This is a genomic window from Nocardioides sp. (genome assembly GCF_047607365.1).
Classification (GTDB): domain Bacteria; phylum Actinomycetota; class Actinomycetes; order Propionibacteriales; family Nocardioidaceae; genus Nocardioides.
The window spans coordinates 1-16,969 of sequence record NZ_JASGDD010000082.1 but is presented as its reverse complement, the minus strand read 5'-3'; the positions used below and the strand labels follow the sequence as shown (position 1 = coordinate 16,969).

The window sequence follows — 16,969 nt, the reverse complement described above, 5'->3', positions numbered from 1 at the left end:
TGCGCCGCGCGGCGGAGGCCGGGGGCGACGTGGCGGCGACCCGCGCCTCGCTCGAGGCCCGCGACGTGATCGACTCCGGGCGCGTCACGGCCCCGCTGGTGCAGGCCGACGGCGCCGTCCATCTCGACACCACCCACATCACGCTCGAGGAGGCGATCGACCAGATCGTCGGCCTCGCGGTGCGCGCGGGGTGAGCGAGGGCGGCGCCGCGCGCCGCTGGCTGCTCGACTCGCCTGCCCGTACGGCGGCCCAGGCTCTGCTCCGGCGCCGCTGGGACCTCCGGGTCGACCCCGGCGGGCTCCCCGCGCACGGGCCGGTCATCGTCGCGGGCAACCACATCGGCGTCATGGACGGCCCGCTGATGGCGGTCATGTCGCCGAGGCCGGTGCACGCCCTCACCAAGGAGGAGATGTTCACGCGCTCCGTCGGCCCGCTCCTGCGAGCCTCCGGGCAGATCCGGCTCGATCGGCATCGCCCGGACCGGGCCGCCATCCGGAGCAGCGTCGCGACGCTGGAGCGGGGCAGCGTCCTCGGGATCTTCCCGGAGGGCCGCCGCGGCGACGGTGAGCTGCGCCGGATCTTCGGCGGGACGGCGTACCTCGCGCTCGTGACGGGCGCCCCGATCGTGCCGCTGCTGTTCTTCGGCACCCGCGAGCCGGGGCGAGGGAGCAACTGGATCCCGCCGCGGGGCCAGCGGATCGACCTCGTGTTCGGGGAGCCCCTCGTCCTCGATCCGGTGATTTGGCCCCGGACGCGAGACACTGTGCAGGCGGCCACGCGCGAGGTGCACCAGCACCTGCGGGCCCACCTCGCGGCCACCCTGGCCGCCACCGGGCTCACGCTGCCCGGCCCCCTTCCTGATCCCGAGGACGCATGATGAGTGACGAGGCCTACGCCGACATCGACGAGCCGACGGGCCCGGTGCCGGTCCTCGCCGTCGTCGGCCGGCCCAACGTCGGCAAGTCGACGCTGGTCAACCGCATCATCGGCCGCCGCGAGGCGGTCGTCGAGGACGTCCCCGGCGTGACCCGCGACCGGGTCTCCTACGACGCCGAGTGGAGCGGGCGGGCCTTCACGGTCGTCGACACCGGCGGGTGGGACCTCGACGCCAAGGGGATGGCCGCGCGGATCGCCGCGCAGGCCGAGATCGCGATCTCGCTCGCGGACGCGGTGCTCTTCGTGGTCGACGCGACGGTGGGCATCACCGACGCCGACGAGGGCGTCGTCCGGGTCCTGCGAAAGGCAGGCAAGCCCGTCGTACTCGCCGCGAACAAGGTCGACGACGAGCGCCGCGAGGCCGAGGCCGCGATGCTCTGGAACCTCGGTCTCGGCGAGCCGATCCCGATCAGCGCCATGCACGGCCGCGGCACCGGCGACCTGCTCGACGCCGTGCTCGCGGCGCTGCCCGAGCCGCCGCCCGCGCCTGAGGGCGCCGAGATCGGCGGACCGCGCCGGGTCGCCATCGTCGGCCGCCCCAACGTGGGCAAGTCGAGCCTGCTCAACAAGCTGGCGGGGGAGGAGCGGGTCGTCGTCGACAACGTCGCCGGCACCACCGTCGACCCGGTCGACGAGCTGGTCGAGCTGGGCGGCCGCACCTGGCGCTTCATCGACACCGCCGGGATCCGCAAGCGGGTCAAGGAGGCCTCGGGCCACGAGTACTACGCGTCCTTGAGGACCACCACGGCCATCGACCGCGCCGAGGTCGCCGTCCTCGTGCTCGACGCCGAGCAGTCCATCGCCGAGCAGGACGTGCGGATCCTCCAGACCGTCCGCGAGGCCGGGCGCGCGCTGGTCATCGCGTTCAACAAGTGGGACCTCGTCGACGAGGAGCGCCGCCACTACCTCGAGCGCGAGATCGAGCGCGAGCTCGTCCAGGTGCAGTGGGCCCCGCGGATCAACGTCACCGCCCGCACCGGCTGGCACATCGACCGGCTCGTGCCCGCGCTCGACAAGGCGCTGGCCGGGTGGGAGACCCGCGTCGGCACCGGCGCGCTCAACGCCTTCCTCGGCCGGCTCGTCTCCGAGCACCCCCACCCGGTGCGCGGCGGCAAGCAGCCCAAGGTGCTCTTCGGAACCCAGGTCGCGGCGGCGCCGCCCACCTTCGTGCTCTTCACCTCCGGCAAGCTGGACGCGTCCTACGAGCGGTTCATCGAGCGCCGGCTGCGCGAGGACTTCGGCTTCGTCGGCACCCCGATCGTGCTGGAGCAGCGGGTGCGGGAGAAGCGCAAGCGCCGCTGAGCGCGTCACGCCCCCGGGGATGACCACTAGCCTGCGGGGCGTGAAGGTCCACCACCTCGACTGCGGCACCATGGCGCCGCCGCTCACCCCGCGCATCCCCGCCCACTGCCTCCTCGTCGAGGGCGCCGACGGGCTGGTGCTCGTCGACACCGGGTTCGGGCTGCTCGACTGCGCCGACCCCGCGGGGCGCCTCGGACCGAGCCGCTTCCTGCTCCGGCCCGCGTTGTCGGCCAGCCAGACGGCGTACCGGCAGATCGAGCGGCTGAGGCTCGATCCGCACGACGTACGCGACATCGTCATCACCCACGCCGACGGCGACCACACCGGCGGCCTTGCCGACTTCCCGTGGGCGCGGGTGCACACCACGGCTGCCGAGGCCCGCGTCGCGGTCGCGCCCGAGACGGCGCTGGAGAGGGCGCGCTACCGGTCGCCGCAGGTGGCGCACGGGCCGCGGTGGGAGACCCATGAGCCCACCGGGGAGCCCTGGCGCGGCTTCGAGGCGGTGCAGGAGATCCTCGACGGCATTCTGCTGATCGGCTTCCCCGGGCACACCCGCGGGCACGCCATGGTGGCCGTCGACGCGAGCGACGGCGGCCGCGATCGGTGGGTGCTCCACGCCGGGGACGCGTTCTACAGCCGCGCCCAGCTGACCGGCGGCCGGACCTCGCCGAACCTCCTGCTCACCGAGCGCGCCTTCGCCCACGACTGGCGGCGCGTGCAGGCCAACCACGCCCGCCTCGCCGAGCTGATCGCCTCGACCGACGACGGCGAGCTGCTGGTCTTCGCCGCCCACGACCCCGCCGGCCTGGACGCCGCGACGGAGTGAGCCCCGATTCCGTCGCCGGGACGCCGCTCCTGTAGGGTTTCGGATGCTCCTGGAGCGACGGGCTGTGGCGCAGCTTGGTAGCGCACTTGACTGGGGGTCAAGGGGCCGCAGGTTCAAATCCTGTCAGCCCGACGTCGTGCTGAGCACAGGGTGAGGCCCGATCCGCGAACAGCGGGTCGGGCCTCACCGCGTGACGGGCATCACGGACGAGCGTGAGATGTTCACCTGACCCCCGCCCGCGCTTCCGGCGGTGCTCGGCCCGGGGTGGGGCGAGGCTCCTAGCGTCGGCCCCGCCATGGCCTCCGTACGCCGTCTCCTGGTCACCCTGCCCCTGCTGGCCGCGCTGGCGTCGGGGGCCATCGACGATCCGCCCGGCGCCGAGCCGCCACCGGAGCCGGCCGCGTCCGTCGGCCCCGCTCACCCGCAGCCGACCCCGCCCGTGCGGCACGTGGCGCTGCTCTCGACCGACCCGCTGCACGCGCCGCACGCGATCTCCGACCGGCTGGTCGAGCTCGTCGACGGCACGCCGGCCGGCGAGACGATCGAGGTGGTGACCTACTTCATCGCGTCGCGACGCGTGGCCGAAGCGCTCCGCCGGGCGGTCGAGCGCGGCGTCACGCTGCACCTGATCACCGCAGGCGACGACCGGGCCCGGTCGCTGGCGGCCGGCACGCGGCTCGCCGCGTTCCTCGACCGGCGGGCGGCGACCGGGACCTGGGCGTTGAGCACCGACCACTCCGCGCGCGGCACCGGCGGGATCACCCACCAGAAGACCTGGCGGTTCAGCCGCACCGGGGACCGGCGGTGGGTCGTCGTGACCGGCTCCTACAACGCCTCGCGCCGCTCCGACGACTACACCTACGCGCACATGTGGGAGGTCAGCGGTGACCCGGCGATCTACGGCGCCTTCGCCTCGATCTTCACCGCCCAGCACGCCGACCGGCCGCTCGCCCGTCCGCTCGCGAGCACGCGCGGGACGGGCTGGTCGGCGTACTTCCTGCCGCTCCAGGACCCCGCGCCGGACCACGACCCCGTGATGCGGCGGCTCCGCGAGATCCCGGCCGAGCCGTCGACCGCCCTCTCGATCGAGATGTACTCCATGTGGGGCCCGCGCGCGGAGTGGATCGCCGAGCGGCTCTCCGCCATGGCCCGGGCGGGCGCGCGGATCACGATGGTCGCCGGGCCGTGGGTCGACCCCATCGTCCAGCGACGCATGACGGCAGCCGGGGTGAGGATCGAGTCGGGCTGCTTCGCCGACCGCACCTTCACCCACGCCAAGGACATGTCCGCGACCTGGCGACAGGACGGCGTGCGGACCTGGTGGACGTGGATCGGGTCCGACAACTGGACCTCCCAGGGCGCACCCGACGACGAGGCCGTCCTCGGGCTCGCCGGGCGGCGACTCTACGACGAGTTCCAGGCCGCCTTCGAGAACGTACGCCGACGCGACGGCGTGCCCACGCAGACCTGCTCGCCCGTCGTCGACTGAGCGGGCTCCGGGGAGGCGCACACACCGACCCCCTAGAGTGGGCCCACCCATGACCGACGTCCTGCTCCTGCTGCTCGCGCTGGCCCTGATCGCCCTGTGCGGCGTGTTCGTCGCGGCCGAGTTCGCGCTCGTCACCGTCGACCGTGGGACGGTCGACGCCGCGGTCGAGGCCGGCACCGGCGGCGCCGCCGGCGTCCGGATCGCCCTGACCCGGCTGTCCACCCATCTGTCGGGCGCACAGCTAGGCATCACGCTCACCAATCTCGGCGTCGGCTTCCTCGCCGAGCCGGCCGTCTCGGGCTTCGTCCCGAACAAGACGCTGGCGGTCGCCCTCGGGCTCGTCGTGTCGACCGGCCTGACGATGGTCTTCGGCGAGCTGGTGCCGAAGAACATCGCGCTGGCGCTGCCTCTGCGGACGACACTGGCCACCCAGCGCTTCCTGCGAGTCTTCACGAGCGTGAACGCCCTCCCGATCCGGTTGCTCAACGACACCGCCAACACCCTGGTACGCCGGCTCGGCATCGAGCCGCAGGAGGAGCTGCGCTCCGCCCGCAGCTCGACGGAGCTCGCCTCCCTCATCCAGCGCAGCGCCGACGAGGGGACGCTCGACGCGGACGCCGCCGAGCTGATGGAGCGGGCCGTGGAGTTCGGCACACGGACGGCCGGCGAGATCATGACGCCGCGGATGCGCACCCACAGCCTCGACGAGGGCGACCGGGCCGAGGCGGTCATCGAGCTCACCCGGCGTACGGGCCACTCCCGCTTTCCCGTGCTCGACGAGACCGACGCGGTCGTCGGCACGGTCCACGTCAAGAACGCCGTCGCGCTGCCGCTCCACGAGCGCTCCACGACGCGGGTCAAGCACCTGATGGCCAAGCCGGTCGTCGTGCCGGACACGCTGCGCCTCGACCCGCTGCTGCAGATCCTGCGCAGCGAGGGCTTCCAGATGGCCGTGGTCCTCGACGAGTACGGCGGCCAGGCGGGCATCGTCACCCTCGAGGACGTCATCGAGGAGATCGTGGGCGACATCGCCGACGAGCACGACTCGATCAGCGCCCAGGCGCGCCTGCGCCGTGACGGCAGCTGGTCGCTCAGCGGCCTGCTGCGCCCGGACGAGGTCGAGGACCTGACCGGCGTCGCCCTGCCCGAGCACGAGGACTACGACACGGTCGGCGGCCTGGTGATGCGTGTTCTCGGCAAGGTGCCCGCCAAGGGCGACGTCGCCGAGGTGGCGGTGCCCGACCACTCCGACCCCGACGAGCTCCGTGAGCGACTCGCCACCCTGACCGTCGAGCACATGGACGGCCTGCGCGTCGACCGCGTCGCCCTCCGGCTCCCCGAGGCCCCCGCGGCCCCCGAGGGCCTCGGCGCGTCCCGGACGCCCGGGGGGAGCGCATGAGCGCCCCTGTAGGCCTGCTGCTCACCGCCCTGCTCCTGGCGTTCAACGCCTTCTTCGTGGGCGCGGAGTTCGCGCTCGTCTCCGCCCGGCGCAGCCAGATCGAGCCGCTGGCCCAGAGCGGCTCGCGGATGGCGCGCAGCACGCTGCGCGCGATGGAGAACGTCTCGCTGATGATGGCCGGTGCCCAGCTCGGCATCACGGTCTGCTCGGTCCTTCTCGGCGCTGTCGCCGAGCCCGCAACCGCTCACCTGATCGAGCCTGTCCTCGAGAAGGCCCACGTCCCGCACGAGCTGCTCCACCCGATCGCCTTCGCGGTCGCCATGGCCGTGGTGGTGTGCCTCCACGTCGTCCTCGGCGAGATGGTGCCCAAGAACATCACACTGGCCGGCCCCGACCGGGCCGCCCTGGTGCTCGGGCCCCCGATGCTGGCGATCGTCACGCTGCTGCGGCCGGTGATCGTGGGCCTCAACGCGGTCGCCAACGCGACGCTGCGACTCCTTCGGATCGAGCCCAAGGACGAGGTGGTCTCCGCGTACACCCTCGAGCAGGTGGCGGTGCTCGTCGAGGAGTCGCACGGCGAGGGCCTGCTCCGCGCCGACGAGTACGACCGCCTCGCGGGCGCCCTCGGCTTCACCGAGAAGACCGTCGCCTCGGTGGTGCTGCCGCTCGCCGAGCTGACCACGGTCCCGCGCGGCGCCTCGGGCGCCGACGTGGAGGAGCTGTGCGCGGCGACGGGCTTCAGCCGCTTCCCGGTGACCGGCGGCCCCGACAGCGACGAGCTGGTCGGCTACCTGCACATCAAGGACGTGCTCGAGCCCGACGCCGTACGCCGCGCGCGGCCGATCGAGCCCAAGTGGATCCGGCCCTTCGCGTCCGTCCATCCCGAGGACTCGCTGCACGACGCGCTGGAGACCCTCCAGCGCCGCGGGGCGCACATCGCGCGCGTCGTCGACGCCGAGGGCGCGACGCTCGGCATCGCCGCGCTCGAGGACGTCATCGAGGAGCTCGTCGGCGAGATCCGCGACGCCGCCCACGGGGATGCGTCGAGCTGAGTGCCGCGAGCACTACCCTGACCGCGTGACACGCCAGCTGCAGGTGATGACCGGGATCCGCGTCGTGGTCGTCGCCCTCGTCGCGGCCCTGCTGGTCGCCGGCCGCGTGCCCTGGTGGTTCGCGGCGCTGGTGGCGCTGCGCGAGCTGGTCGCGGGCGCGCTGCTCCTGCTGCGCCGGCGCCACGAGGACGGCCCGCTCGCCGCCGACGCCATCGCTCCGGCCGCCGGGGGCCTGCTCCTGGCGGGGCTGCTCATCCTGGTCGGCGCGACCGGGGACGGCGCCCTCGGCCTGCTCGCCCGGGCCTTCGGCTGGGCGGCCGCCTGGTGGGGCCTCGGCCTGTCCTGGGCCGCGGTCCTCGCCTCCGCTCGCGACGTACGCCGTCTCCTCGCCCGCCCCGCCGGAGGCCGGTCGTGACCGAGCCCAGGTCGGCGGCCCAGCTCCCGGCCCGGGTCACCACGCCGCTGCTGGCGCTCATCACCCAGCAGTCCATGGACGAGGACTACGAGCTGGTCGCCCGCAAGCGCGCCGCCGCGCCGTCCGGTGACGTGCCAGGCCCTCCACGGCGTCAGCGCCACCTCGGCACCGTCGCGGTCGTGGCCGCCTTCGGCGTGCTCATCGCCGTCGCGGCGGTCCAGACCGCGCGCAACGCCGACGTGACCTCCGCCGGCCGGGAGCAGCTCATCTCGCGGATCGCCGAGCGGCGCGACGCCGTCGCCGGCGAGCAGGAGCGGATCGCCGACCTCCGGGCGTCCAATGCCGCGGCCGACATCGTCTACGACCGGCTCGGCAGCCAGCTCGCGACCCTCCAGCAGCGCAACGCCACCCTCGCCACCGCCGCCGGCTGGGCGAGCGCCTCGGGCTCCGGCGTGCGGTACGTCGTCACCGACTCGACCGCGGGCAATGCCGGCGGCCTGGTCCGCGACAGCGACCTCGCCCTCCTCGTCAACGGCCTGTGGCAGGCCGGCGCCCGCGCGATCTCGGTCAACGGCCAACGGCTCACCGCGCTGAGCTCGCTGCGCAACTCCGCCGACGTCATCCGGGTCTACGGCGTCTCCAGCTCGCCGCCGTACAGCATCTCGCTCTCACCGCCCTACGTCGTCGAGGCGATCGGCGACGCGGAGCGGCTGCGCTCCGGGCTGCGGGGCTCGACCTCGGGCAAGCACCTCCAGGGCGTGGTGAATGCCGTCGGACTCGGGCTCACCGTGCAGAATGTGGAGAGCCTGCAGCTGCCGGCCGCGCAGGAGTCCCGGATGACCCTGCGCTACGCGCAGCGGTGGGAGTCCACGTCCGACACCAGCGCGCAGGAGGCACCGTGATCGCCGTCGTCGGCCTCGTGGTCGGGGTGGTGCTCGGCCTCATCTTCCGGCCCGACGTGCCGGCCTCGCTGGAGCTCTACCTCCCCATCGCGGTGGTGGCCGCCCTCGATGCCGTCTTCGGCGCCCTCCGGGCCTACCTGGACGGCATCTTCGACGACAAGGTCTTCGTCGTGTCCTTCCTCAGCAACGTCGTCATCGCCGCGGGGATCGTCTTCCTCGGCGACAAGCTCGGCGTCGGCGGCCAGCTCTCCACCGGTGTCATCGTCGTGCTCGGCATCCGGATCTTCTCCAACGTCGCGGCCATCCGCCGGCACATCTTCCATGCCTGATTCCATGCCTGAGACCCAGCCTGCCGGCGAGCAGGAGCTCACCGGCCGCGACCGGCTGTTCGAGGCGCTCCGCACCCCGCGGCGGACCCAGGTCGTCGCGGGGATCCTGCTCGCGCTGCTGGGCTTCGGCGCCGTGGCGCAGGTGCGCACCTCGGACGAGGACAACACCTTCACCGGCTACCGCGAGCAGGACCTGATCGACATCCTCGACGGCCTCGCCGGCACCACCCAGCGCGCGCAGAGCGAGATCGCCCGGCTGGAGCAGTCCCGCGACGACCTCACCGACAGCACCCGTAAGCGCGAGACCGCCATCGACGAGGCCGAGAGCGAGGCGACCACGCTCGGCATCCTCGCCGGGACGATCCCGGTGACCGGACCGGGCGTGCGGATCACGATCACCGAGAAGACCTCCGAGGTGAACGTCGACACCTTCATCGACCTCATCCAGGAGCTGCGCACGGCGGGCGCCGAGGCGCTGTCCGTCAACGGCACCGTCCGGCTCGTCGCGCAGTCCTCGTTCGACCAGGTCGCCGGGGGCCTCGCGGTCGACGGGAAGATCCTCGATCCGCCGTACGTCGTCGAGGCGATCGGCGAGCCGACCACCCTCGAGGGCGCCGTCACCTTCGCCCGTGGACCCCAGGACGAGCTCGAGGACGACGGCGCCGAGGTCCGGATCAAGCAGCTGACATCGCTTGACATCACCGCTGTGCGCGACCAGTAGGGTCTCTGTCATGAGCTATCCCGAGGATCTCCGCTACACCGCCGAGCACGAGTGGGTGCGCACCCCGGGAGAGGCCGCAGGGTCGATCCGCATCGGCATCACCGAGTACGCCCAGGACGCCCTCGGCGACATCGTCTACGTCTCGCTGCCCGAGGTCGGCGCGACGGTGACGGCCGGCGACGCCTGCGGCGAGCTGGAGTCGACCAAGTCGGTCAGCGACGTCTACGCGCCGGTCTCCGGCGAGGTGGTGGCCGTCAACGACAGCCTCGACGCGGCGCCGGAGCAGCTCAACACCGACCCGTACGGCGCCGGCTGGCTCTTCGAGGTCGTGCCGGGCGATCCCGCCCAGCTCGAGGGGCTTCTCGACGCCGCGGGCTACCAGGCGAGCCTGTCCGCCTGACGGCCGGCAGGTCGACTGGTAGGTTCTGACTCAGGCCTTAGGTTGAGCCTGAGGGTCAGGGAAGGGGAGAAGATGCCGTACTGCGCCGCCTGTGGCACGTCCTACTCCGAGGGCGCGCGCTTCTGCTCGCAGTGTGGCACCAGGCTCCCCGAGCAGGCCGCGGCCGAGCCGATCGACGCCACCGCCACGATCCAGCTGGGCGACGCCCGCGCCGAGACCTCGGACCGGCTCCTCGCTCCGGTCGACGCCGCCGCCGTGGACGCCCTGCCGCCCGGCTCGGCGCTGCTCGTCGTGCAGCGGGGGCCCGGCTCGGGCAGCCGCTTCCTGCTCGACAAGGCGACCGTGGAGTCCGGCCGGCACCCCGACAGCGACATCTTCCTCGACGACGTGACCGTGTCCCGCCGGCACGCGGAGTTCACCCGCGAGGGCGACTCCTACGCGGTGTCGGACTCCGGCAGCCTCAACGGCACCTACGTCAACCGCGACCGGATCGACCGGGTCGTCCTCAAGGACGGCGACGAGGTCCAGATCGGCAAGTTCCGGCTGGTCTTCTACGCCGGCCACGCGAGCTGAGCACGCTGATGACTGGTCCGGCGGCGCACGCACACCGTGCTCATCCGGAGGGCTCGGCCGAGCGGTTCAACATCGGGCGGGTGCTCGACATCCTCGCCCCGGAGTTCCCCGGGATGATCAGCATCTCCAAGATCCGGCTGCTCGAGGAGGACGGCCTGATCGCTCCCGAGCGGACGCCGGCGGGCTACCGGAAGTTCTCCGACGCCGACGTCGAGCGGATGCGCTACATCCTGACCATGCAGCGCGACTACCAGCTGCGCAAGAGCATCATCGCCGAGCATCTCGACGCCATGGACCGCGGACTGGAGGCGCCCGCCATCGCCCCGATCGTGCCGACCGTGCCGGAGTTCGCCTTGAGGACCGACGGCGACGACGGGCTCCCCGGCGAGGAGCTCTTCGAGCGCCGGGACAACCTGCGGCTCTCCCGCAAGGAGCTGCTCAAGGTCGCCGAGGTCGACGAGGAGCTCCTCGCGGGCCTGGAGTCCGCGAAGATCGTGACCAGCTCTCACAGCGGGCACTTCACCACCGACGACCTGGCCCTCGTGCGCACCGCCCGGCAGCTGGCCGACTTCGGCTTCCACGCCGCCGCGCTCCGGGTCTTCCGCAACGCCGCCGACCGCGAGGCGGACCTGGTGCGGCAGGCGCTGAGCGGGCGCCGCGACAGCGACGAGGTCGGCACCGAGCTCACCGTCCTCACCGCGCGGTTGCACGGCCTGCTGCTCAAGTCCTCCCTCCGGGACTGACGTAGGCTGAACGACGTGCGTGAGGTCGACGTCATGGGTGTCCGCGTCGAGGTGCCCTCCAACAACCCGCTGGTCCTCCTTCGCGAGGTCGACGGGGAGCGCTACCTCACGATCTGGATCGGCGCCGTCGAGGCCACGGCGATCGCGTTCGCGCAGCAGGGCGTCGTCCCGCCCCGACCCCTCACACACGACCTGCTCAAGGGCGTCGTCGAGGCGCTCGGCGCCGAGCTGCTCGAGGTGCGGATCACCGACGTGCGCGACGGGGTCTTCTACGCCGTGCTCGTCTTCGACAACGGGGCCGAGGTCAGCGCCCGGCCCTCGGACTCGATCGCCCTGGCCCTGCGCACCGGCGCGCGCATCGTCTGCGCCGAGACGGTGCTGGCCGAGGCGGGCGTCGCGGTGCCCAGCGACGAGGACGACGACGCGGCCGACGAGGTCGAGAAGTTCCGCGAGTTCCTCGACCACGTGAACCCGGAGGACTTCTCCGCAGGGGAGTAGAACCCGCACGCTGTAGGACTGACCCTCATCCTGAGGTTGAGAGTTGCGACACGCCGACGACGTCTTTGACCGATTCCCGGATCGGGCCTACCTTGAAGTGTCTCTGTTGTAACTCCAGCCGTGAGATTCGCCCCCGACTCACCACGGTCTTCCCCCGAAGCCGGAGCTACGCTCAACGGAGTAGACCTCACGGAGGAACGCGTGAACGAGCACGAGCAGGAGATCGGCGTGAACGCCGAGGCGCTCGCCGCAGCCGAGCAGGCTGACGAGCAGGGCCTGTTGTTCACCGACGACGTGTCGCCCCTGCCCAGCGATCTCGGCTACCGCGGTCCCACCGCGTGCAACGCCGCCGGCATCACCTACCGCCAGCTCGACTACTGGGCCCGCACCGGCCTGATCGAGCCGAGTGTGCGGGGCGCGACCGGCTCGGGCACCCAGCGGCTCTACTCCTTCCGCGACATCCTCATCCTCAAGGTGATCAAGCGCCTCCTCGACGCCGGCATCTCGCTGCAGCAGATCCGCACGGCGGTGACCCACCTGCGCGAGCGCGGCACCGACGACCTCACCCGCGTGACGCTCATGAGCGACGGCGCCTCGGTCTACGAGTGCACCAGCAACGACGAGGTCATCGACCTGCTGCAAGGCGGCCAGGGTGTCTTCGGCATCGCGATCGGCGGCGTCTGGCGCGAGATCGAGGGCACCCTCTCCGAGCTGCCGAGCGAGCGCACCGCCGATGAGACCGGCGCCGCGACCGCGGTCGCGGGCGACGAGCTCGCCGCGCGCCGCGCGGCCCGCAAGATCGGCTGAGCTATCCGCTAGGCTGCTGAGCAGCTACCAAGGTCGCGCGGGAGAGTCCCTCCTGCAAGGCGGGCGCCGAAGGGGCAATTCCTCCCCGGAATCTCTCAGGCACCACGACCGCGCGGACGTGGCGACTCTGAAGGCTCGACGCCGAGGCGACAGAGGGGGAGGGTCCCGCACCCGCACCCCCTTGGAGTCTCGCCGTGACCGATGCCCCCTCGCTCCGCGACGTCCGCGCGCTGGACGCCGCTCTGCCGTTCGTCGACCGGCACATCGGCATCTCCGCGGACGCCGAGCGCACGATGCTCGCCCGCCTCGGCTTCGACTCGCTCGACGCCCTCATGGACGCAGCCGTGCCGAAGGGGATCCGCAGCGAGGAGCCGCTCGCCCTGCCCGAGGCGATGAGCGAGTACGCCGTCGGGCAGCTCGCCCGCGACCTCGCCGCGCGGAACAGCCCGGGGGAGTCGATGATCGGGCTGGGCTACCACGGGACGATCACGCCGGCGGTGATCCGGCGCAACGTGCTCGAGGACCCGTCCTGGTACACCGCCTACACGCCGTACCAGCCCGAGATCTCGCAGGGCCGGCTCGAGGCGCTGCTCAACTTCCAGACGATGATCGGCGACCTCACCGGGCTGCCGGTCGCCAACTCGTCGCTGCTCGACGAGGGCACGGCCGTCGCCGAGGCGATGACGCTGGTGCGACGCGCCAACCGGAAGGCGGGCCACGGCGCGTTCGTCGTCGACGCCGACGCCCTGCCCCAGACCATCGACGTCGTCGCGACACGGGCCGAGGCGATGGGCATCGAGGTCATCGTCGCGGACCTGACCCAGCCCCTTCCGGAGACGCCGATCTCGGGGGTGCTCCTGCAGTACCCCGGCGCCAGCGGCAACGTGCTCGACCCGCGACCCGTGATCGAGGCCGCGCACGCCCGCGACGCGCTCGTCGTGGTCGCCGCCGACCTGCTCGCGCTCACCCTGCTGGAGTCGCCCGGCGCGCTCGGCGCCGACGTCGTCGTGGGCTCGGCGCAGCGCTTCGGCATCCCGCTCTTCTACGGCGGCCCGCACGCCGGCTACATGGCCGTCCACGCCGGGCTGGAGCGGCACATGCCGGGCCGCCTGGTCGGGGTGTCCGTCGACGCCGAGGGCCGGCCGGCGTACCGGCTCGCGCTCCAGACCCGCGAGCAGCACATCCGCCGGGAGAAGGCGACGTCCAACATCTGCACCGCCCAGGTGCTGCTGGCCGTCGGCGCGTCGATGTACGCGGTCTACCACGGCCCCGACGGCCTCACGGCGATCGCACGCGGCGTGAACCGCAAGGCGGCCGGGTTCGCCGCGTGGCTGCGCGCCTGCGGGATCGAGGTGGTCAACGAGAGCTTCTTCGACACCCTCACCGTCCGTGTCCCCGGCCGCGCCTCCGGGATCGTGCGACGGGCCCGCGACCTCGGGCTGCACCTGCGGCTCGTCGACGAGGACCGGATCGGCATCTCGTTCGCGGAGACCACGACCGGCGAGCATCTCGCGGCGCTGGGCGAGGCGTTCGAGCTCCCGGACACCGGCTGGTTCGCCCACGCCGGCGTTCCGGCCGACCTGGCGCGCACGACGCCCTTCCTCACCCACGAGGTCTTCCACGCCCACCGCAGCGAGACCCAGATGCTGCGCTACCTGCGGTCGCTGTCGGCGCGCGACTACGCGCTCGACCGCGGCATGATCCCGCTCGGCTCCTGCACCATGAAGCTCAACGCCACGACCGAGATGGAGCCGATCTCGCTCCCCGGCTTCGCCGACCTCCATCCCTTCGTCCCCGCCGACGACGCCCGCGGCTACCAGGTGCTCGTCGAGGAGCTCGAGGGGTGGCTGGCCGCGGTCACCGGCTACGACAAGGTCTCCATCCAGCCCAACGCCGGCTCCCAGGGCGAGCTCGCCGGGCTGCTCGCCATCCGCGCCTACCACCGCGCCCAGGGCCAGGGGCAGCGCGACGTCTGCCTGCTGCCCAGCTCGGCCCACGGCACCAACGCCGCCTCGGCGATCATGGCCGGGATGCGGGTCGTCGTGGTGAGGTCGGCATCCGACGGCACCGTCGACCTCGACGACCTCCGCGCCCAGTGCGACGCCCACAGCGCCGACCTCGCCGCGATCATGGTCACCTACCCCTCGACGCACGGCGTCTACGAGGAGGGCATCACCGAGCTCTGCGAGATCGTGCACAGCCACGGGGGGCAGGTCTACGTCGACGGCGCCAACTTCAACGCACTCCTCGGCTACGCCCAGCCCGGGCGCTTCGGCGGCGACGTCTCGCACCTCAACCTGCACAAGACGTTCTGCATCCCGCACGGCGGCGGCGGGCCTGGCGTCGGGCCGGTCGCGGTGCGCGCGCACCTCGCGCCCTACCTCCCCTCGCACGCCCTCCACCCCGAGGCGGCGAAGCGGGCGGGCATCGGCCCGATCTCGGCGGCGCCGTACGGCTCGGCGGGCATCCTCCCGATCTCCTGGGCCTACGTGCGGCTCATGGGCGCCGAGGGCCTCACTCGCGCCACCGCGTCGGCGGTGCTGTCGGCCAACTACGTCGCGGCCCGGCTCGGGGAGCACTTTCCGGTGCTCTACCGCGGCGACTCGGGACTGGTCGCGCACGAGTGCATCCTCGACCTGCGGCCGCTCACCGCGGCCACCGGCGTGAGCGTCGACGACGTCGCCAAGCGGCTGATCGACTACGGCTTCCACGCCCCGACGATGTCCTTCCCCGTCGCCGGCACGCTCATGGTGGAGCCGACCGAGTCCGAGGACCTCGCCGAGCTCGACCGGTTCATCGACGCGATGATCGCCATCCGGGGCGAGATCGACCGGGTCGGGGCGGGGGAGTGGAGCCCCGAGACGTCGGTGCTGCGCGGCGCGCCGCACACCTCGCGAGCGATCGTCGGCGAGTGGGACCGGCCCTACTCCCGCGAGCTCGCCGTCTTCCCGTCGGGCGTCCCGGGGCTCAACTCCGGGCAGGACAAGTACTGGCCCCCCGTCGGCCGCATCGACAACGCGTACGGCGACCGCAACCTGGTCTGCTCCTGCCCGCCGCCGGAAGCCTTCGCCGAGTAGGGCCTCCGGTCCGGTCGAGTAGGGCCTCCGGTCCGGCCGAATAGGGCCTCCGGTCTGGTCGGCGTGAGGAAACCCCCCACTCGGGGTGAGGGGAGGCCCCAGTCGATCAGACCGCGTCGGCCTCGTCCGCGATGAGGACGGCGTCGACGACGCGGTCGATGCCCTCGGGCAGCTCGGGGCGGTCGAGGTCGCGCAGCGCCTCGAAGTCGCCCCGAGCCTCGGGCTCCTCGGAGCCGGCGAAGTCACCGGCGGTGAGCGCGCGCACGGACTCCTCGACCTCCGCCGGCGCCGGCAGGAGGGCCGAGGCGTCGGTGGCGTTGATCTTGCGGGCAGTGGAGAGCACGCTGCGCTCCAGCGAGCCGACGAAGCTGTTGTAGTCCTTCACCGAGGTGGTCAGCGAGCGGCCCAGCTTGTCGACGTGCTTGGCCATCGTGGTGATCCGCCGGTAGAGCTCCTGGCCGAGGTCGAAGAGCTGCTGCGCGTCCTCGGTGAGCGCCTCCTGCTTCCAGGTGAAGGCGATCGTCTTCAGCATCGAGTAGACGTTGGTCGGCGTGGCCAGCGGGACGCCGGAGCGGAAGGCGTGGTCGAGCAGCGACGGGTCCACGTCGAGCGCGGCGTTGAGGATCTGCTCGTTGGGGATGAACGCGATGGTGAACTCCGGGCTGGCGGCCAGGCCCGTCCAGTACCCCTTGGCGGCGAGGGTGTCGATGTGGGCGCGGACCCGCTTCGCGTGGTCGAGCAGCAGCCGCTCGCGCTCGCGCGCGTCGATGCCCTCGCGCTGGGCGTCCATGAAGGCGTTGTAGGGCACCTTGGCGTCGATGGCCATCTGCTTGCCGCCGGGGAGGTTGAGCACCATGTCGGGACGCCGGGAGCCCGAGTCGGCGGTCATCGAGTGCTGGAGCTCGAAGTCGATCCGGTTGAGCAGGCCCGCCGACTCCACGAGGTTGCGCAGCTGTGCCTCGCCCCACGCGCCACGGACGGCGTTGTTGTTGCGCAGCACCTGCGCGAGCGAGTCCGCGGCCTTGCGGGACTCGGCGACGCCGATCTGGGTCGTGCGGATCTGCGCGGCCAGCTCGCCGTGCTGGTTGGCGCGCTGCTTCTCCATCTGGTCGACCCGCGCCTGCATGGCCTGGAGCTGCTGGGCGACGGGAGCGATGGTGCGCAGCACCTGTGCCTGCCCGGACTCCGCCCGCTCGCGCTCGGCCGCCTCGCGCCGATGGGCGTCGATGAGGTCGCGCTGCTGGCGCCGCACCTCCTCCAGCGCGCGCGTGAGAGCCGCGACCGAGGCGCGCTCGGCGGCCAGCTCGGCCTCGGTGGCCGAGCGCAGCTCCGCCTCGTGCTGCAGCAGCTGGGCGACGGTGGCGTCCTGGCGCGCCATCATCATCGACTCGGCGTGGGCCACCCGGGTCTGCAGCTCGGAGCGCGTGGCCGCGACCGCGCCGGCCACGGCGAGCTCCTGGCGGCCGCGGGCCCGCAGCGTCACCAGGGCGGCGCCCAGCG

At 72.7% G+C, this 16,969-nt stretch carries 18 protein-coding genes, 1 tRNA gene and 1 riboswitch; of the genes, 18 read left to right on the top strand and 1 reads right to left on the bottom strand.

Going from position 1 to position 16,969, the window contains the following annotated elements; all coding sequences use genetic code 11:
• From QM572_RS06510 to gcvP, 18 genes are all read left to right on the top strand, one after another.
• On the top strand, positions 1-194 hold a 194-nt coding region (locus QM572_RS06510), incomplete at its 5' end, for a (d)CMP kinase (protein WP_415091263.1).
• Positions 191-877 (top strand): lysophospholipid acyltransferase family protein, encoded by a 687-nt coding sequence (locus tag QM572_RS06505; protein ID WP_415091261.1) that lies wholly within the window; start codon positions 191-193, stop codon positions 875-877. The genes QM572_RS06510 and QM572_RS06505, both read left to right, overlap by 4 nt.
• Positions 877-2,238 carry a ribosome biogenesis GTPase Der gene (der, locus tag QM572_RS06500; protein WP_415091259.1) on the top strand — a complete coding sequence of 454 codons (1,362 nt, stop codon included), beginning with the start codon at positions 877-879 and terminating at the stop codon, positions 2,236-2,238. The genes QM572_RS06505 and der overlap by 1 nt, the downstream gene beginning before the upstream one ends.
• A gap of 40 nt (positions 2,239-2,278) precedes the next feature.
• Positions 2,279-3,064: an MBL fold metallo-hydrolase gene (locus QM572_RS06495; RefSeq protein WP_415091257.1), complete on the top strand. Its 786-nt coding sequence runs from the start codon at positions 2,279-2,281 to the stop codon at positions 3,062-3,064.
• A 58-nt stretch (positions 3,065-3,122) separates the two neighbouring features.
• Positions 3,123-3,196 (top strand) — tRNA-Pro (locus tag QM572_RS06490).
• A 163-nt stretch (positions 3,197-3,359) separates the two neighbouring features.
• Positions 3,360-4,553, top strand: a complete 1,194-nt coding sequence (locus QM572_RS06485; protein WP_415091255.1) for a phospholipase D-like domain-containing protein — start codon at positions 3,360-3,362, stop codon at positions 4,551-4,553.
• Positions 4,554-4,602: 49 nt separating this feature from the next.
• The gene (locus tag QM572_RS06480) at positions 4,603-5,952 is read left to right on the top strand and encodes a hemolysin family protein (RefSeq protein ID WP_415091253.1); all 1,350 of its coding nucleotides are present in this window, start codon (positions 4,603-4,605) and stop codon (positions 5,950-5,952) included.
• Entirely contained in the window at positions 5,949-7,004 is a 1,056-nt protein-coding gene (locus QM572_RS06475) for a hemolysin family protein (RefSeq protein WP_415091251.1), read from the top strand. The genes QM572_RS06480 and QM572_RS06475 overlap by 4 nt, the downstream gene beginning before the upstream one ends.
• A gap of 25 nt (positions 7,005-7,029) precedes the next feature.
• Positions 7,030-7,419 (top strand): CDP-alcohol phosphatidyltransferase family protein, encoded by a 390-nt coding sequence (locus QM572_RS06470; RefSeq protein ID WP_415091249.1) that lies wholly within the window; start codon positions 7,030-7,032, stop codon positions 7,417-7,419.
• The gene (locus tag QM572_RS06465; RefSeq protein ID WP_415091247.1) at positions 7,416-8,321 is read left to right on the top strand and encodes a DUF881 domain-containing protein; all 906 of its coding nucleotides are present in this window, start codon (positions 7,416-7,418) and stop codon (positions 8,319-8,321) included. The genes QM572_RS06470 and QM572_RS06465 overlap by 4 nt, the downstream gene beginning before the upstream one ends.
• Positions 8,318-8,650, top strand: coding sequence for a small basic family protein (locus QM572_RS06460; protein WP_415091245.1), 333 nt, complete (start codon positions 8,318-8,320; stop codon positions 8,648-8,650). Before QM572_RS06465 ends, QM572_RS06460 begins: the two co-directional genes overlap by 4 nt.
• Before the next feature lie 4 nt (positions 8,651-8,654).
• On the top strand, positions 8,655-9,371 hold the full coding sequence (locus tag QM572_RS06455; RefSeq protein ID WP_415091243.1) for a DUF881 domain-containing protein: 717 nt from the start codon (positions 8,655-8,657) through the stop codon (positions 9,369-9,371).
• A gap of 10 nt (positions 9,372-9,381) precedes the next feature.
• The gene (gene gcvH / locus QM572_RS06450) at positions 9,382-9,771 is read left to right on the top strand and encodes a glycine cleavage system protein GcvH (RefSeq protein ID WP_415091241.1); all 390 of its coding nucleotides are present in this window, start codon (positions 9,382-9,384) and stop codon (positions 9,769-9,771) included.
• Between the two features lie 72 nt (positions 9,772-9,843).
• On the top strand, positions 9,844-10,344 hold the full coding sequence (locus QM572_RS06445) for an FHA domain-containing protein (RefSeq protein ID WP_415091239.1): 501 nt from the start codon (positions 9,844-9,846) through the stop codon (positions 10,342-10,344).
• 8 nt (positions 10,345-10,352) lie between these two features.
• Positions 10,353-11,087 carry a MerR family transcriptional regulator gene (locus tag QM572_RS06440; RefSeq protein ID WP_415091237.1) on the top strand — a complete coding sequence of 245 codons (735 nt, stop codon included), beginning with the start codon at positions 10,353-10,355 and terminating at the stop codon, positions 11,085-11,087.
• Positions 11,088-11,102: 15 nt separating this feature from the next.
• Positions 11,103-11,585 carry a bifunctional nuclease family protein gene (locus QM572_RS06435; protein WP_415091235.1) on the top strand — a complete coding sequence of 161 codons (483 nt, stop codon included), beginning with the start codon at positions 11,103-11,105 and terminating at the stop codon, positions 11,583-11,585.
• A gap of 201 nt (positions 11,586-11,786) precedes the next feature.
• Positions 11,787-12,392, top strand: a complete 606-nt coding sequence (locus QM572_RS06430; protein WP_415091233.1) for a MerR family transcriptional regulator — start codon at positions 11,787-11,789, stop codon at positions 12,390-12,392.
• Positions 12,393-12,420: 28 nt separating this feature from the next.
• Positions 12,421-12,513, top strand: a riboswitch (glycine riboswitch).
• Positions 12,514-12,685: 172 nt separating this feature from the next.
• Positions 12,686-15,469 carry an aminomethyl-transferring glycine dehydrogenase gene (gene gcvP, locus QM572_RS06425; RefSeq protein WP_415091265.1) on the top strand — a complete coding sequence of 928 codons (2,784 nt, stop codon included), beginning with the start codon at positions 12,686-12,688 and terminating at the stop codon, positions 15,467-15,469.
• Positions 15,470-15,575: 106 nt separating this feature from the next.
• On the opposite strand, the gene rmuC is transcribed toward gcvP, so the two are convergent.
• Positions 15,576-16,969, bottom strand: a 1,394-nt coding sequence (gene rmuC, locus QM572_RS06420) for a DNA recombination protein RmuC (RefSeq protein ID WP_415091231.1), incomplete at its 5' end; no start/stop codon positions are given.

What these genes read in the sequence shown, in the direction of transcription:
- der (WP_415091259.1), top strand. Translation starts at nt 877, where the DNA reads ATGAGTGACGAGGCCTACGCCGACATCGACGAGCCGACGGGCCCGGTG.
- QM572_RS06485 (WP_415091255.1), top strand. Translation starts at nt 3,360, where the DNA reads ATGGCCTCCGTACGCCGTCTCCTGGTCACCCTGCCCCTGCTGGCCGCG.
- gcvP (WP_415091265.1), top strand. Translation starts at nt 12,686, where the DNA reads ATGCTCGCCCGCCTCGGCTTCGACTCGCTCGACGCCCTCATGGACGCA.
- QM572_RS06440 (WP_415091237.1), top strand. Translation starts at nt 10,353, where the DNA reads ATGACTGGTCCGGCGGCGCACGCACACCGTGCTCATCCGGAGGGCTCG.
- QM572_RS06480 (WP_415091253.1), top strand. Translation starts at nt 4,603, where the DNA reads ATGACCGACGTCCTGCTCCTGCTGCTCGCGCTGGCCCTGATCGCCCTG.
- QM572_RS06445 (WP_415091239.1), top strand. Translation starts at nt 9,844, where the DNA reads ATGCCGTACTGCGCCGCCTGTGGCACGTCCTACTCCGAGGGCGCGCGC.
- QM572_RS06475 (WP_415091251.1), top strand. Translation starts at nt 5,949, where the DNA reads ATGAGCGCCCCTGTAGGCCTGCTGCTCACCGCCCTGCTCCTGGCGTTC.
- gcvH (WP_415091241.1), top strand. Translation starts at nt 9,382, where the DNA reads ATGAGCTATCCCGAGGATCTCCGCTACACCGCCGAGCACGAGTGGGTG.
- QM572_RS06455 (WP_415091243.1), top strand. Translation starts at nt 8,655, where the DNA reads ATGCCTGAGACCCAGCCTGCCGGCGAGCAGGAGCTCACCGGCCGCGAC.